This window comes from Protofrankia sp. Cr2, assembly GCF_963555885.1.
In the GTDB taxonomy this organism is placed as follows: Bacteria; Actinomycetota; Actinomycetes; order Frankiales; family Frankiaceae; genus Protofrankia.
Genome location: NZ_CAUVXG010000008.1, coordinates 45,533 through 60,249, shown reverse-complemented (window position 1 = coordinate 60,249; position 14,717 = coordinate 45,533). Strand labels below are relative to the sequence as shown.

Annotated in this window: 13 protein-coding genes; 8 read left to right on the top strand and 5 right to left on the bottom strand. The window is 68.6% G+C overall.

Annotation, left to right across the window (positions count from 1 at the left end; all coding sequences use genetic code 11):
• Both U9978_RS06470 and U9978_RS06465 read left to right on the top strand, forming a co-directional pair.
• Window positions 1-1,038, top strand: a 1,038-nt coding sequence (locus U9978_RS06470) for a branched-chain amino acid-binding protein (RefSeq protein ID WP_322760129.1), incomplete at its 5' end; no start/stop codon positions are given.
• Window positions 1,039-1,043: 5 nt separating this feature from the next.
• Entirely contained in the window at window positions 1,044-1,568 is a 525-nt protein-coding gene (locus U9978_RS06465) for a YdcF family protein (RefSeq protein WP_322760128.1), read from the top strand.
• A gap of 34 nt (window positions 1,569-1,602) precedes the next feature.
• Here the strand turns inward: U9978_RS06465 and rsmI are convergent, their stop codons facing one another.
• Entirely contained in the window at window positions 1,603-2,481 is an 879-nt protein-coding gene (gene rsmI / locus U9978_RS06460) for a 16S rRNA (cytidine(1402)-2'-O)-methyltransferase (protein WP_322760127.1), read from the bottom strand.
• A gap of 150 nt (window positions 2,482-2,631) precedes the next feature.
• Between rsmI and U9978_RS06455 the strand changes: the two genes are divergently transcribed.
• Window positions 2,632-4,173, top strand: a complete 1,542-nt coding sequence (locus U9978_RS06455; protein ID WP_322760184.1) for a dolichyl-phosphate-mannose--protein mannosyltransferase — start codon at window positions 2,632-2,634, stop codon at window positions 4,171-4,173.
• Between the two features lie 1,482 nt (window positions 4,174-5,655).
• On the opposite strand, the gene U9978_RS06450 is transcribed toward U9978_RS06455, so the two are convergent.
• On the bottom strand, window positions 5,656-6,462 hold the full coding sequence (locus tag U9978_RS06450) for a class I SAM-dependent methyltransferase (protein ID WP_322760126.1): 807 nt from the start codon (window positions 6,460-6,462) through the stop codon (window positions 5,656-5,658).
• A complete protein-coding gene (locus U9978_RS06445) occupies window positions 6,459-7,742 on the bottom strand; it encodes a glycosyltransferase family 2 protein (protein ID WP_322760125.1) in 1,284 nt (427 codons plus the stop codon). Before U9978_RS06445 ends, U9978_RS06450 begins: the two co-directional genes overlap by 4 nt.
• 255 nt (window positions 7,743-7,997) lie before the next feature.
• On the opposite strand from U9978_RS06445, the gene U9978_RS06440 reads away from it, so the two are divergent.
• Window positions 7,998-8,201 carry a hypothetical protein gene (locus U9978_RS06440; RefSeq protein ID WP_131745275.1) on the top strand — a complete coding sequence of 68 codons (204 nt, stop codon included), beginning with the start codon at window positions 7,998-8,000 and terminating at the stop codon, window positions 8,199-8,201.
• A 61-nt stretch (window positions 8,202-8,262) separates the two neighbouring features.
• Here U9978_RS06440 and U9978_RS06435 read toward each other — a convergent pair whose 3' ends face one another.
• Window positions 8,263-8,742 (bottom strand): hypothetical protein, encoded by a 480-nt coding sequence (locus U9978_RS06435; protein WP_322760124.1) that lies wholly within the window; start codon window positions 8,740-8,742, stop codon window positions 8,263-8,265.
• A gap of 303 nt (window positions 8,743-9,045) precedes the next feature.
• On the opposite strand from U9978_RS06435, the gene U9978_RS06430 reads away from it, so the two are divergent.
• The 4 genes from U9978_RS06430 to U9978_RS06415 all read left to right on the top strand — a co-directional run bounded on the left by U9978_RS06430 (window position 9,046) and on the right by U9978_RS06415 (window position 14,128).
• On the top strand, window positions 9,046-10,833 hold the full coding sequence (locus U9978_RS06430; RefSeq protein ID WP_322760123.1) for a glycoside hydrolase family 15 protein: 1,788 nt from the start codon (window positions 9,046-9,048) through the stop codon (window positions 10,831-10,833).
• A 191-nt stretch (window positions 10,834-11,024) separates the two neighbouring features.
• Window positions 11,025-12,494: an FHA domain-containing protein gene (locus tag U9978_RS06425; protein WP_322760122.1), complete on the top strand. Its 1,470-nt coding sequence runs from the start codon at window positions 11,025-11,027 to the stop codon at window positions 12,492-12,494.
• Between the two features lie 7 nt (window positions 12,495-12,501).
• A complete protein-coding gene (locus tag U9978_RS06420) occupies window positions 12,502-13,230 on the top strand; it encodes a DUF305 domain-containing protein (protein WP_322760121.1) in 729 nt (242 codons plus the stop codon).
• 136 nt (window positions 13,231-13,366) lie between these two features.
• Window positions 13,367-14,128, top strand: coding sequence for an SDR family oxidoreductase (locus U9978_RS06415; protein ID WP_322760120.1), 762 nt, complete (start codon window positions 13,367-13,369; stop codon window positions 14,126-14,128).
• A 111-nt stretch (window positions 14,129-14,239) separates the two neighbouring features.
• Here U9978_RS06415 and U9978_RS06410 read toward each other — a convergent pair whose 3' ends face one another.
• Window positions 14,240-14,650 (bottom strand): arsenate reductase ArsC, encoded by a 411-nt coding sequence (locus U9978_RS06410; protein WP_322760119.1) that lies wholly within the window; start codon window positions 14,648-14,650, stop codon window positions 14,240-14,242.
• Between the last annotated feature and the right edge of the window lie 67 nt (window positions 14,651-14,717).

Here is a 14,717-nt window from a genome sequence, read left to right as displayed (position 1 = left end):
TTGCGTGCCGCCACGTTGTGGGCACGCGACGAGCACCTGCCACCGGCGTGGGACGAGGTCAACGTCACCGCATACGACGCCCACCCGCACCCGGGCGCGGCAACGCGGTCCGCCGCGGCCGCCAACCCTGACGCCATCTTCGGCCCGCACGGGCCGCAGGCCGCTCTCGCGGCCTGCGCCGCGACCGACCGGGTGGTGTTCAACATCGCGGCACCATCGACGCGCTTCGTCCGGCAAGCCGTCCCGAACGTCATCAACATGGCCGCGCCGCAGGCCACCTGGACGCGCGGAGTGCTCGCCGCGGTACGTTCCGCCGACCGCCGAGCACGTAGGCTCGCAGTAATGGTGGCTTCCGGTGACTGGGCGTTGGAAATTGTTTCCGTGACGCGCGCCGCGGCGACAGCACGAAACTTCGACGTCACATCCAGCGTCTTTCGTCCGGGGCAGGCGGGGGCCGCGGCGCGCCGGCTCCCGGCGGCGGATGTCCTGATCGTCCAGGCTGACCCCGAAGACGAGGCCGCCGCCGCCGAGATCCTCCTGCGCAGGCCGTGGCGGGCCGCAGCGTTCTCCACCGCCGGGCACGACGATGCCCTGACCACCCTGGGTGATCGACGTGACGGACTACTGGGGCCGCGAGCCTGGTCGCCGCAGCTGCCCGCTGCGGCCGGCACCGGCCCGAGCGTGTCCGAGTTCGTGAGCCGTTACCAGCAGATGCACGACCAGCCGCCGGCGGCGACAGCGGCGGTCGCGTTCGCCGCCGGGCTGGTTCTCGGGCGGTGCGTGCGAATGCTCGACCAGGTCGACGGCTCCCTGCTCGACGACGCCGCGGTACTCGCCGCGGCACGTGCGCTGGACACGTCCACCGTGCTCGGCCGCTTTCGCCTCGACCCCGCCACCGGGCTGCAGATCGGGCATCAGGGTCATCTGGTTCAGTGGCAGGACGGTGCCGCCGCCACGGTCTGGCCCCCCGAGCGCTTGCGGACCCCGCTGCGCTACCCGTGCCGCCGCGGCGGTCAGCCCTGGCCCGAAGCCGCGTGACACCGGTGAAAGTGGGGCGGCAGCGCTCCCGGATTTTGATCCTTCTCGGCGCGGTCGCTGTGGTGTTCCTCACGGCGAGCGCACGGCTGTTCGTCTGGCCGTCGACCGACGCCCCGGCGCAGGTCGACGCGATCGTGATGTATGCGGGAAGCCCTGGACGGCTGGCCAAAGCGGTCGAACTCGCCCGATCCGGGTATGCGCCGGTACTCGCAGTGTCAAACCCGTACGGCCAGGACCGCTGTCCGGTCGCTGTCCCCGCGGTACGGGTGATCTGCTTCCGGCCGGACCCGCTCACCACCCAGGGCGAAGCCCGGATGACCGCAGCACTCGCAGCCCGCTACAACTGGCGGTCCGTGCTGGTCGTCGTGGGGACCCCGCAGGACACCAGGGCGCGACTTCGGCTGGACCGCTGCTACGACGGACGCACCCTGTTCGCCACCGCGTCGCCGCGGTGGTACACCTGGCCATACATGATCAGCTACGAGTGGGCCGCAACGGTGAAGGCGCTGACCATCCAACGCACCTGCTAAGTGGTCGGCAGGCGCGCACCCAGCGGACGCCCCGCTACCGGGCTTTGGCCGCGACCACGGCGTCGTAGACGGCGCGGCGCGGCACGCCATGAGCCGCCGCCACCGCCGCGATGGCCTCCTTGCGGGGCGTCCCGCTGGCTTCGTGCCCCGCAACCTCGGCGGCGAGCGTCACGGCGAAGGCCGCCGCAGCCGGCGTCCCGGCAACCATCGCCTCGGCGGGCGGAGACGCCGGCGGTGCGCCCGCCAGCACCAGAGTGATCTCCCCGCGGATCTCCCGGCCGTGTGCCCACTCGCAGAGGCCGGCAAGATCGTCCCGGACGATCTCCTCCCAGGTCTTGGTCAGTTCCCGGCACACCACGCCCATGCGATGCCCCCCGAAGGCCGCGCTAAGATCGTCCAGTGTCGCGGGCAACCGGTGTGGAGCCTCCAGGATGACCAGAGTGCGTCGTTCCCCGGCGAGCTCGGCCAGGCGCGACCGACGCTCCCCTTGCCTGCGTGGCAGAAAACCCTCGAACACCCAGCGGTCTGTGGGCAGCCCGCTGACCGCGAGCGCGGCGGTCACCGCGGACGGACCAGGGACGACCGAGACCGACACCCCGGCCGCGACGGCTGCGGCCACCACCCGGAATCCCGGGTCCGAGACAGCGGGCATGCCCGCGTCCGTGATGAGCGCCACCGTGGCGCCGGCACGCAACTGGGCGAGCAGGAAGTCTGCACGCGACGCCTCGTTCGCGTCGAAGCAGGAGACAACCCGCCCGGAGATGGTGATGCCGAGTGCGGCGGTCAGCCGACGCAGCCGGCGGGTGTCCTCGGCGGCGACGATGTCGGCGCTCGCGAGGACCTCGCCAAGCCGCGGGCTGGCATCGCGGACATCACCGATCGGCGCACCGCAGAGCACCAGAGTCCCGGACACCCGCCGAGTGTGCCAGGAGCCACGACCTACATTGATGCGGTGGCGGTGACAACGACTTATCCGACCCTGGGCGGCGACGGCACGCAAGCCCCCGCGGTCGCCCTGACCCATGACGACGGCCGGCCGCCATCCGACCGGCTGGTGACGCCGATGCCGACCGATCGACTGGCTGGCTGGCTCGCGTCGCTCGCGCTTGCCGCGGTGGCCGGCGTACTGAGGTTCTGGCAGCTCACCGAGCCGCGTGGCATTTACTTCGACGAGGTTTACTACACGCACGACGCCTACAGCCTGATGACCCACGGCTATGAGCTGAGCGACATCAAGAGCGGCTGCAACGGCCCCGGATTCGTCGTCCACCCGCCGCTGGGCAAGTGGCTGATGGCCGCATCCCAATGGCTCTTCGGCTACACCGACTGCGCCGGGGTACAGCACGGCAACCCCGAGCTGGGATGGCGCTTCGCCTCAGCCGTCGCGGGGACGCTCGCGGTGCTCGTCATCACCCGTACCGCCAGGCGGATGTTCCGCTCGACTCTGCTCGGCTGCTTCGCCGGGCTCCTGCTCGCCTTCGACGGGCTGGAGTTCGTCCAGAGCCGGATCGGGATCCTCGACATCTTCCTGATGACCGGTCTCGTGCTGGCCCTGGCCTGTCTGGTTCTCGACCGGGACGACGGCCGCGCCCGGCTGGCGGCCCGACTGCGGGCCCGATCAGGCACCGGCCCGCAGTCGGCCCTGGTCGGCACCGGCCCGCACTCGGCCCTGGTAGGCACCGGCCCGCACTCGGCCCTGGTAGGCACCGGCCCGTGGCTCGGTGCACGCCCGTGGCGGCTGGCCTGCGGGCTGTGTCTGGGTGCGGCTATGGGGGTGAAGTGGAGTGCGCTTTACACCCTGGTCGGTTTCGCCGCACTTGCCTTCGCCTGGGACGTGGGAGCCCGCCGGACCGCGGATGCGCGCCGGCCGATCCTGGCCGCGCTGGCCCGGGACACCCCGATCTGGGCGGTGAGCTTTCTCGTCGTGCCGGTGGTGACGTTCTTCGCGACGTGGATCGGCTGGTTCGTCACCGACGGAGGCTACAACCGGCACCACTTCGGTAACGGCGCGTGGGCCGCACTACGCGGCTGGTGGGACTATCAGATGCAGATCTACCAGTTCCATGAGCACCTCAACGCCTCGCATCCCTACGCGTCCAAGCCACTGAGCTGGCTGGTGCTGGGCCGCCCGGTCGCCTACTACTACGGCGCACCCAAGGTCGGCGAATCCGGCTGTAGCGCCCAGGCCGGTTGCTCCCGGGAGATTCTGGCGATCGGCAACCCGGCGATCTGGTGGCTGGGCACCCTCGCCCTGGTCGGTGTCCTCGCGCTGTGGGCGAGCCGCCGTGACTGGCGGGCGGCCCTCGTGCTGGTCGGCTTCGGCACGTCGTTCCTGCCGTGGCTCGCATTCCCCAGCCGGACGATGTTCCTGTTCTACGCCCTGCCGCTGCTGCCGTTCCTCGTACTTGGCCTGACCGCACTAGCGGGTGTCGCGCTGGGCCCCAGAACCGCTTCGGAGACGCGTCGCCTGGTCGGGTCGCTGGTGGTGGGCGTCTATGCGATCGTTGTCGTCCTGCTGTTCGTCTACTTCTATCCGATCATGGCAGCGCAGGTGATCCCGACCTCGGCGTGGCGGGTCCGCATGTGGTTCCCAGGCTGGATCTGACCGCCACCCGGCGCCCGCCAGGTCGCCCCGCGCGCGTCGTCCGCTGGAGTGGTACCGAACTCTGCGGACCTGCGACCGGACAGTCCGCAGTTGGTTCAGCCCGAACGCCCCCGCCAGCGGCAGGCAGACCAGCGTCGGCAGCATGTAGCGGTAATCGAACACCGCGGTCGCGCAGGGCACCACCAGCAGGGCGAGCCCCATCGCGACCAACAGCAGGCAGTCGTGGCGGGCCCGGACGGGGCCATAGCCGGAGGCGACCATCGATGCCAGGACGCCGAGGAGCGCGTAGGCGCCGAGGAGCGGGCCTGGCATGAATCCGAACGACTGGTATCCCCGCAGCAGACCGCCCAGAAGCGGATCATAACGGCGGGGCACGGCGGCGCCGCCGACGTCCCGCAGCACCAAGTCGATGTGCCAGCGTGGATCCAACCGCCCGGATGGGAACTGCCAGCTCCCGAGATACCAGTCCGGTGGCTCGGCGTTACGCGACGGGGAGAAGTAATGCGCGACGTCATGTGCCACCAGCGTGGCGTACTGGTGGGGCTGCGCCACGATCACTTTGATCGCGAAGTGTCGGAACAACGCATTGGTCTGCGCGTCGAACGCCCGAAAGCGGTAGCGCGGGCTGGCGCGGTCCCAATCGTAGAAATTGGGCCCGGGCCGCTCGTCAGGTGGATGCGGCGAACACAACGGGATCTCGCCCGGCGTCACCTCGAAACGGGCACAGTCCGCGAACGGCGCGACCCGACCCCAGAGGAACATCCCGTCGGCATTCTGCAGGGCAAAACTCCCATGCGCGGCGGCGAACCAGGCCGCGTAAGCGAGCAGCGGCGCTGCCCAACACAGGACGAATGCGATCAGCCGTCGGGTCCCGGCATTGCGGGCGAGCAGGTAGACGGCGGCGAGCAACCCCAGCACCAGCGCCACCGAGCGGGTGAGGGTGGCCGCGGCCAGCAGGATACCGGCGCCGGCGGACATGGCGACGGTCGGGCGCGGGCGGCATAGCAGCAATACGATCGCTGCGGCCAGCAGGGTGGCGAACAGCGTCTCAGCCATGACCATCTGCTCGATGTCCACCTGATAGGCATCCAGCAGAACAGGCGCAGCAGCCGAAGCCGCGAGCCACCGGGGCAAGCCACGCCGCAGCGACAGATGGTACAGCGCGGCGCCGATACCGAGACCTAGCAGGTGCGTGACGGCAGGGACCACCACCAGCGACGGCGACCACGCGAACAGGCGCAGGAAGGCGGAGTACCCGAACGGCCGGACCGGATCCGGGCTGAGCTCGCGGGCGTACCGCAGGTAGGAATACGAGTCGCCATAGAACTCCAACGCCGGCCAGTAGGCGACGAGCGCCGCAACCCGCAGGAGGCTACCGCCTGCCAACAGCACCGCGAACAGGCGGTGCTGTTGGCATAACCGACTCGTGTGCCGCCACAGCACCGGCCAACCCACGTCATCGGCCGGTCATGCATCGGCCGGTCATGGCACCGGACGGGTCGCCACGCACAACACCGACTGCCCGAACGGCACCCGGATCCGCCGTTCGACACACCGACTGATCGGCACGATGACCCGGTCGTAGAGGCGTACCAGACGAGGATCCGCGCTGCGCTGTCGCACCCGCCGGACCGCCACCCACCAGGCGATACCGCCCAGCAGGTTCACCGGCTCCACCCGCTCGACGCGCAGGCCGGCCAGTTCCACCGGCCGCCGCAGTGTGGCTGGCGTGTAGCGACGGAAATGACCGACCATGCGGTCGAACTCGCCGTACAGCGCCGGATAGGCCGGCACCCACAGCACGATGCGACCGCCGGGAATCACCAGGCGGGACAGCCGTCGCAGCGCGGCCACGTCGTCTTCGATGTGCTCCAGGACGTTCATCATGATCAATGTGTCAACCGGGCGCACCGCGGGCTCCAACGCCGCTGTCCGTTCGATCCCGGGCAGGTCAACCCCGGGCAGGTCAGCCCGGCGCAGGCCAGCGACGTCGAGCATGACCACGTCGACATCCGCGCGCCCGGCAAAACGGTGACGCAGTGTCTGTAGGCAAAACGGATCAGTGTCCGAAACGATGAGATGCTCATAACCGTGCAGACCCGCGGCGAAGTCTCCGAGGCCCGACCCGACCTCCAGAATGCGCCGGCCGCAGTACGGCGAGACGAGGTCGAGTTCGAAACGCCGGTAGTTGACCGCGTCCGCGCCCCCCAGATGATTCTCCAGTACCCGCGGCTCAACGCCGTCGGCGACTGGGATCGCAGCCGGCGCGCCGGCCAGTACCGCGGTCATTTCGAGCCCGCTTCGCGTGGTCCGGGGCGACCCACGGTCAGTAGATGCAGGAAGAAGGATGCGAAGACACTCTGTGCGCCGAGCACCATCAACGTCATGGCCAGCAGGGCCGGCCGTAGTTCGTCAATCGGGCCGAGATCAGCGGCGATCCAGCGAGCGAGAACGATCGTGTCGATTACCAACCCGATGACGAACAGCAGGAGGCCGGCCACGAGGCCGCGCTCGAGGGTGAATCGCCGGTACGCCCAGGCGAGCATGCGACGCGGCCGCTGCGCCCAGCCCAGGCCGCGGTTGTAAACATCGGCGAAGAGCCCGAGGAGCACCACCTGCCAACCGAGGATGGCAACCATCGCGAACAGCACGCAGAAATGGACGTCGAAACGGTGAAAGCCGACGTCGAGGGCGCCGGGCAGGAGTACGAGCTGCCCGGCGACACCAAACCCGAGCAGTACCAGCCCCGGGCCGACGAATAGGTGGCGAGGTGCGAGTGGCAACATGAAACGCAGGTGCCGCCAGCCGTCCCGAAGCGACCGTAACTTGGACGCACCGACCCGGGGATGATAGGTGATCGGCACTTCTTCGACCCGCAGGTCGACCCGGGCAGCCGAGATGATCAGCTCGGAGGCGAGCTCCATCCCCTCGCACCGCGGACCCATCCGCTCGTACGCGCCACGGGTGAACGCACGCATCCCGGAATGGGCATCAGACGAAGCGAGACCGAAGATCCGATTGAGGATCCCGGTCAGCACGGGATTACCCAGATAGCGATGGGACCACGACATCGCGCCAGGCATGATCCGGCCGGTGAAACGAGAGCCGAGAACGTAGTCGGCGCGGCCGGTCCGCAACGGCTCAACGAGCACTGGAAGTTCCGAGAAATCATATGAATCGTCGGAGTCACCCATTACCAGATAGCGACCACGAGCGGCCGCGAATCCGGCGATGTACGCGTTTCCATAACCGCGTCGGGGCTCCGTCAGGACACGCGCGCCGGCCGAGCGTGCGACCGATACCGAGTCGTCCGTCGAGCCGTTGTCGACGACGATCACCTCGCCGCCGAGACCGGCCGCGGCAAGGCCCGCGAACGCCTTGGCCACGCAGGCCCCGACCGATGCCTCCTCGTTGAGACACGGCATCACCACGGAGATCTCGACGGAAGCCTCGGCGGGGATCTCTACGGCGCCACGTCCGGTGCCGGTACCGACTGGGTCCGTCCGGCCGTGTCCGGCGATCGCAACCGCGGCTGGTCGGGCCGTCAAGGCCGCCCGATTCTCAGTCACCCAGCCTCCCGAGATGATCGATAATGGATACCATCGGTGACAGTACTAATACTTAAGGCGAAACAGCGGCAAGAGTGACCCGCGGGTCTGTCACGTTGGGTAAAATTTATGGAGCCTTCCGTAAAATTATTCATCGAAGCCCGAGAGCGAAGACCGAGTCCGCCGGGGGGTACCTGTCGGCGCGATGGCGCGATCGGGGATCGTGGAGCACCAACCGCGGCCACTCGCGGCCGACGCAGGAGGAAAGGAACCACCATGGCGGATGTGTCGGTACGCTTCGCGATGACCGATGACAGCGAGATCGTGCTCAACCTGTCGCTCACGCAGGCGATCCGACTGACCGAAGCCATCGCGTCCAAGGTCAGTCAGGCGATGACCGAGCAGCCGCCACGGGGGAGCCTCAACGGCAGCTCCTACGGCGGCCCAGCCGTGCGGCCAGGGCCCTATTCCACCTCGTGACGGCGACCCACATCACCGCGAAACGGGTTGTGGATGGGGACGGTGGCGCCAGCCACAGGCCCTAGCCGGTCAGCTGGGCGATAAGAGCACGCAGCAGTTCGAGGTCGCGCCGGCGGATCTCCGCCGGCGAACGACCGTTGACGCTCTGCGGCGTGAGTGACGCGCGGACTCTACGCAGTTTGTCCCGTAACTCCTGAAGCTCGTGCGGAGGCAGCAAACCCTCGCGCAGCAGCAGCACGACGTGCCCGCCGTGCTCGACAATGTCGATGGAACCCGACATGGGCAGGGTGACGACGCGGATACCGATCGGCTCCTGCTGGTCATAGACCATGAAAAGTCGGTCCTCGGCGATGATTTCAGCCGTGCCGTCGTCCCAGAGCACCGTTGCACGGGCCGCACTCGGCAGTTCCCAGCCGGCCGTCTCGACCCGCACCCCGTCCTCTTCGCCCAGCCCGGGTTCACGGCGTGGTGCCGCATGCACCGCCAGGACGGTTCCGCACCGAGACCAGACTCCACCGCCAAGATCATCAGCTGGAGACACCCGGTCTCCGGTGGCGAACATGACGAGACCGCCTCGGCCATCGGGGGCCGTTGGTCTCTGCACCGCCATGGCGTGATCGTAGGGCGATATGGGTGGCGGCCGACACAGGCGCCTGTCTGCGACCCCCGGCCCGGGGGGGCAGGACACACCCACTGTCACAGATCGATACGTCTCCGGCGCCGGATGCCCGACCATGCATAACGCGACACTTCACGGAGTTGATGCCCGCGAGCCATGAACTGGACGTACGTTCGCGGAACCGCTGGAACGGACGATCCTTTGGCACCCACCCGGAGGCCACCAATGCGCGACACCGGTTATCCCCCCATCGAGGAACACGCGGTCATCGGCGATTTGCGTACGGTAGCACTCGTCGCGACTGACGGCACCATCGACTGGTACTGTCCGCAACGCTTCGACAGCCCATCGGTGTTCGCGAGCCTGCTCGACGCCGAACGCGGCGGAGCATTCCGCATCCACTGTCCCGGTTCCCGCGCCAAGCAGCTCTATCTACCGGACTCCAATGTGCTGATGACGCGTTTCCTCGCGCCGCAGGCCGTCGGAGAGGTCGTCGACTTCATGGTCCCGGTCGACAGCGACATCACCGAAGCCCCGCATGTGATCGTCCGCCAGGCCCGTGCTGTCCGCGGGCGAGCCGAGTTCTCGCTGCGCTGTCATCCACGCTTCGACTATGGGCGCGCATCGCATACGGTCACGATTGTCGACGGTCAGGGTGCGGTGTTCGACTCCCCCGTCGGCACCCTCACCCTACGCACCTGCGTGCCTCTTGTGGCCGACGATGACGGCGTCACCGCGATGTTCACGCTTGACACCGGCGAAACCGCGGACGTCGTCATGGAATGGAACACTCCCATCCGCCCGCTCGTGCAAGGGGAGGCGGATCGCCTGTTCAACCGCACCCTCACCTACTGGCAGACCTGGCTTCGCCGCAGCCGGTACCATGGACGCTGGCGGGAGATGGTGAACCGTTCTGCGCTCGTTCTTAAACTGCTCGTCTACCGGCCGACCGGGGCCCTGGTCGCCGCGCCGACCACCTCCCTGCCGGAGGAACTCGGCGGAATCCGCAATTGGGACTACCGCTACACCTGGATCCGCGACGCCGCGTTCACCACATACGCTCTGATGACGCTCGGGTTCACCGACGAGGCCGCGGCCTTCATGGACTGGCTGGAACAGCGCTGCCACGAGGCGCCGGCAGACAAAGGCCTGCACGTCCTCTACAGCGTCGACGGCAACGCCGATCTTGACGAGATCGTACTCGAGCATCTGCGCGGCTACCGCGACTCGAAGCCGGTACGGATCGGTAACGGCGCCGCCGGCCAACTCCAGCTCGACATATACGGCGAGCTCATGGACTCGGTCTACCTGTACAACAAGCTCGCCGCACCGATTTCCTTCCAGCTGTGGGAGGCACTTTCCCGCCAACTGGACTGGCTCGCCAAACACTGGGAGGAGCCGGATGAAGGTATCTGGGAGACGCGTGGCGGCCGGCAACGCTTCACCTATTCGGCGTTGATGACCTGGGTGGCCTTTGAGCGCGCGTGTCGGATATCCCGCCAGCGCGGGCTGCCCGGTCCCACGAACGAATGGAAGGATTACGCCGGCCGCGCCTACCGTTTCGTCCAGAACGCGGCATGGGATCCGGCCCGCGGTGCCTACATGGAGCATCCCGGGTCATCCAGACTGGACGCCTCGCTGCTCTGCATGCCGCTGGTCAAGTTCTCCGGGCCCACCGACCCGCGCTTCCTGTCAACCCTCGACCGCGTCGGTGAGGACCTCGTCAGCGACAGTCTGGTACGCCGCTATGCCGCTGATGGCAGCGATGGTCTGCACGGGGACGAAGGCACGTTCAACCTGTGCTCCTTCTGGTACGTCGAAGCGCTCACCCGCGCGGGCCGGGTAACCGAGGCACGGCTGGTGTTCGAGAAGATGCTCACCTACGCCAACCACGTCGGCCTGTATGCCGAGGAGATCGGACCGTCCGGCGAGGCCCTGGGAAACTTCCCGCAGGCGTTCACGCATCTCGCCCTGATCAGTGCGGCCGTCCACCTGGACCGCACCCTCGGCTAGGGAATGCCGGGTTGGCAACCAGCGGAGCACCAGATCATCACCTGCGAACGCAGGAGCGGGTGGGTGCCCGCGTGTCGGCTGGAAGACGACATGTTGCTGACGTGTGCCGGATCCACCGGCAGGATGGGTACATCCGGCCCACCAGGGCTGAGTCAGGGACGCTGCAGGGACGATGGACGAGGGGCGCGACGATGGCGGGACTTGACCGTTTCCGGGTCGAGGTGGTGACCGGACGCGGAGCCGAGGCCGGGGTGGTGATCCGCCTGCCGGGAGTCCTTGTCGTCGCCCGCGCCGGGCGTCCCGAGACTCACGAGGTAGCCAAGACGCTGCTGGCGATGTGCGCCGAGGTCGCCGGTGACTCGGGGCCTGCGTCGACTACCGGCCGACGGCTGGTACGCCGGGTTGCGGGGCTACTCGCGGACGCCGACCCGGACGCGGTACCCGACTTCACCCTGCTGGCCGGGGTGGGCGACCGCCTGGCAGCGCTGATCCACGGCTCGATGGAGGTGGCCGCCTACGGGCCGACCCCACTTGCCCTGTCCGGCGCCGAGTCGGCCACCTGGGTGGACCGCCTCCTACCCGCCGAGGTCGGTCGACTTGACATCGGGCCGGTCGGCACGCTTGGGCCCGCCGGCATCGTCGGCGCCGTGAGCGAGCCGACCCGCGAAGCCTTTCCGCTGGACCTGCGAATCGGCGCCGTACCCGGCATCGGGGCGTCACTGGTGCTCTCCGACTCGCCGATAGCGGTCGTGCCCAGGGGGGCAGAGGAGGACTTCCTGGCTGAAATCGGCGGACCACGCGACCCGATGACCTCGGCGGCGCCGATCCCGTCGTCGGGTGCGGGAGCGGCGGCCGGGTCGTCCCGCGAATCCATGTCTCCGATATCGCAGGTGCCGCCGATATCGTCGATGTCCACGGCGCCGCCGGCGCTGGCCCCGCTCAACAGCAAGGACATCGGTGAAGCGGCGCACTGGCAGCGGACCGGACAGCCCACAGAGGCCGCGGACTTCGCCGCGCTCACGGCCGCCGATGCCGACCCGCCGACCGAGCTCGCAGGCCGTGACTCGGCTGCCGCCCGGATGGAGGACACCGAGAGCGAGGCGCTCACCGAACTGCCCGGCCGCGGTCTCGATGTCGCTGACCTGTTCGACGACCAGGACGCCCCGACCATGCTGCCCGGCCAGTCCGAAGCACAGGTCGAGGGAATCCTCTGCGCCAACGGCCACTTCAACCACCCGGACGCGCCCTACTGCACCGAATGCGGGTTGTCGCTGGCCCAGCAGACCGGTAACCCGGTCTGGGGCCCCCGACCGACGATCGGGGTGATCCTCCTCGACGACGGCACGGAGGTCCACGTCGACACGAACCTGGTGATCGGCCGGCAGCCCGACCGGGACGAGGCGGTACGGGCGGGTCGCGCGCGCCCGCTGATGCTCGAGGACGGCGAGAGCGCGGTGTCCCGCGTCCACGCGGTCATCACGCTCAGCGGGTGGGACGCGGTCATCGCCGACCAGGGCTCGGCGAACGGCACCTACATCGCCCCGCCCGAGGCGACAGTGTGGACACCGCTGAACCCGCACGACCCGGCTCCGCTCGTCCCCGGCACCCGGGTCCAGGTGGGCAAGCGGACGTTCGTGTTCAACCCGCCGATGCAGGGCTGAGCGCAGCATGGCCATAGGGAGGCCCGATCTGGATCGTGACCCCACAGACAGTGACCCCACAGACAATCACCGGACAGGCAGTGACCGGACGGCGAGGCTACGGCGAGCCTCCCGCTGGTTGCCGCTGGTCCTGGTCTTGGTGATCGCCCTGCTGGCCGCAGGCGCAGGCCTGCGCGGGATTGTCGACCAGGCTCCCGGCGAGGGTTCCGTGGACGCCGGATTCGCCCGCGACATGTCCGTCCATCATGTCCAAGCCGTCGAGATGGCGATGGTCGAGTTCCGCGGTAGCGCCGACGCGACACAACGTGGTGTCGCCCAGGACGTTGCGCTCACCCAACAGCGGGAGATCGGCATCATGTCGGCATGGCTGACCCAGTGGAACCTGGCACAGATCTCGACCGACCCGCCGATGGGCTGGATGCGATCCGTGCACCAGGCGAGCCATGACAGCTCCGGGCATGACGGGGAAACAACGCATTCCACGCGGATGCCCGGCATGGCCACCGACGCAGAACTGGGCCAGCTGTCCAAGGCTTCCGGGCGGGAGCTGGACGCCCTCTTCCTCACCCTCATGATCCGCCATCACCGTGGCGGGATCACGATGGCGCAGGAGGCCGCGGCCCGCGCCCAGGAGCCCGATGTGCGGGCACTGGCTCGGGCGATGGTCATCAACCAGGCGATCGAAATCGACCAGATGGAGGCCGACCTGCACGCCATGGGGGCTCCCCCGGCCTGATGCGGAGTTGGAGCGCCCGGGACGATGACACGTCGGGCGTACCGTAGGCGGCTGTGACCACAGCCCACCCGGATACCCGAGCTCTCCCCGCGGCGGTGCCGGGGCGCCACCGGTTCGCGGACCACCTCGGCCGCGCATGACCGCGCATCGGCAACCGGAGCTGCTCGGCCGCACGGCGCTTGTGACCGGTGCGTCCAGCGGGATCGGACACGCCATCGCCGTCCGGCTCGCCGTCGCGGGTGCGTCGGTCATCGCGACCGGCCGGGACCAGCCCGCGCTGGACGCGCTGGCCGCGCAGGCGGGCGGCCACGGAGCCGAGATCCACCTCCACCGGGCGGACATCACCGACACCGATGCCCGGGCCGAGCTCGCCGAGGCTGTCCGCCGGCAGTTCGGCGGCCTGTCCATCCTGATCCACTCGGCTGGTGCCTATCAACGTTCGCCCATGGCGGACGCGGACATCAGCGACCTTGACCACCAGTACGCGGTGAACGTCCGTGCCCCCTACGCCCTCACCCAGCTCCTGCTCCCGGATCTGCTGCGCGCAGGCCGCCACTCAGGCGGGGACGTCATCTTCGTCAACTCGACCCAGGGCATCTCCGCCAGTCCGAAGATCGGCCAGTATGCCGCCACCAAGCACGCGCTGCGCGCGATCGCGGACAGCCTGCGCGCAGAGGTAGCCGACGCCGACGTCCGCGTGTGCACGATGCTTCCCGGCCGGACGGCGACCGCCATGCAGCGCCGGGTCCTCCAGGCCGAGGGCCGACCCTGGGCGCCAGACGCGCTCATGGCGCCGCAGGACGTCGCCGAGATGGTGACGGCGGTGCTCGCGCTGCCCATCCGCACCACCGTCACCGAGGTCGTGATGCGCCCGACTCGCACGCTCCCGCCCGGTTAGGGCATGTCTGGTGGATCTTCGATCGCATGGACCAATATCCACCAGACAGGCCCTGGTTCCCGGTATCCCGGACGCCCCGGACGTCCCGGACGTCCCGGACGTCCCGAGTGATCAGACGTCGGCGGGGACGAGATCCGCGAGCAGGGCGCGGACCCGGGCATCGATATCGTCACGAATGGGTCGAATCTGCTCAGGTGCCTTGCCGGCGGGATCGGCGAGGTCCCAGACGAGGTAGCGTTTGCCCGGGTAGACAGGGCAGGCGTCGCCGCAGCCCATAGTGATCACGACATCCGCAGCATGAACCGCGGCATCCGTGAGCGGCTTGGGGAACTCCTTGGACAGGTCGATGCCGACTTCGTTCATGATTGCCCGAACGGCGGGGTTGATTTCCGAGGCCGGGGCGGAGCCCGCCGAACGGACGATTACCCGACCGGCAGCGTGGTGATTAAGAAGGGCTGCGGCCATCTGGGAACGGCCGGCATTGTGGACACAGACGAACAGCACCTCGGGGATGTCGGACACAAGCGTTTCCTTTCATGAATAGGGTCTGATTACCGAGCCCAACGAGCTGACTACGTATATCGCCTGG

Excerpts from the sequence above, each read along its gene's own strand:
- U9978_RS06420 (WP_322760121.1), top strand. The coding sequence starts at position 12,502 with ATGGCCATAGGGAGGCCCGATCTGGATCGTGACCCCACAGACAGTGAC.
- U9978_RS06430 (WP_322760123.1), top strand. The coding sequence starts at position 9,046 with ATGCGCGACACCGGTTATCCCCCCATCGAGGAACACGCGGTCATCGGC.
- U9978_RS06425 (WP_322760122.1), top strand. The coding sequence starts at position 11,025 with ATGGCGGGACTTGACCGTTTCCGGGTCGAGGTGGTGACCGGACGCGGA.
- U9978_RS06415 (WP_322760120.1), top strand. The coding sequence starts at position 13,367 with ATGACCGCGCATCGGCAACCGGAGCTGCTCGGCCGCACGGCGCTTGTG.
- U9978_RS06455 (WP_322760184.1), top strand. The coding sequence starts at position 2,632 with ATGCCGACCGATCGACTGGCTGGCTGGCTCGCGTCGCTCGCGCTTGCC.
- U9978_RS06440 (WP_131745275.1), top strand. The coding sequence starts at position 7,998 with ATGGCGGATGTGTCGGTACGCTTCGCGATGACCGATGACAGCGAGATC.
- U9978_RS06450 (WP_322760126.1), bottom strand. The coding sequence starts at position 6,462 with ATGACCGCGGTACTGGCCGGCGCGCCGGCTGCGATCCCAGTCGCCGAC.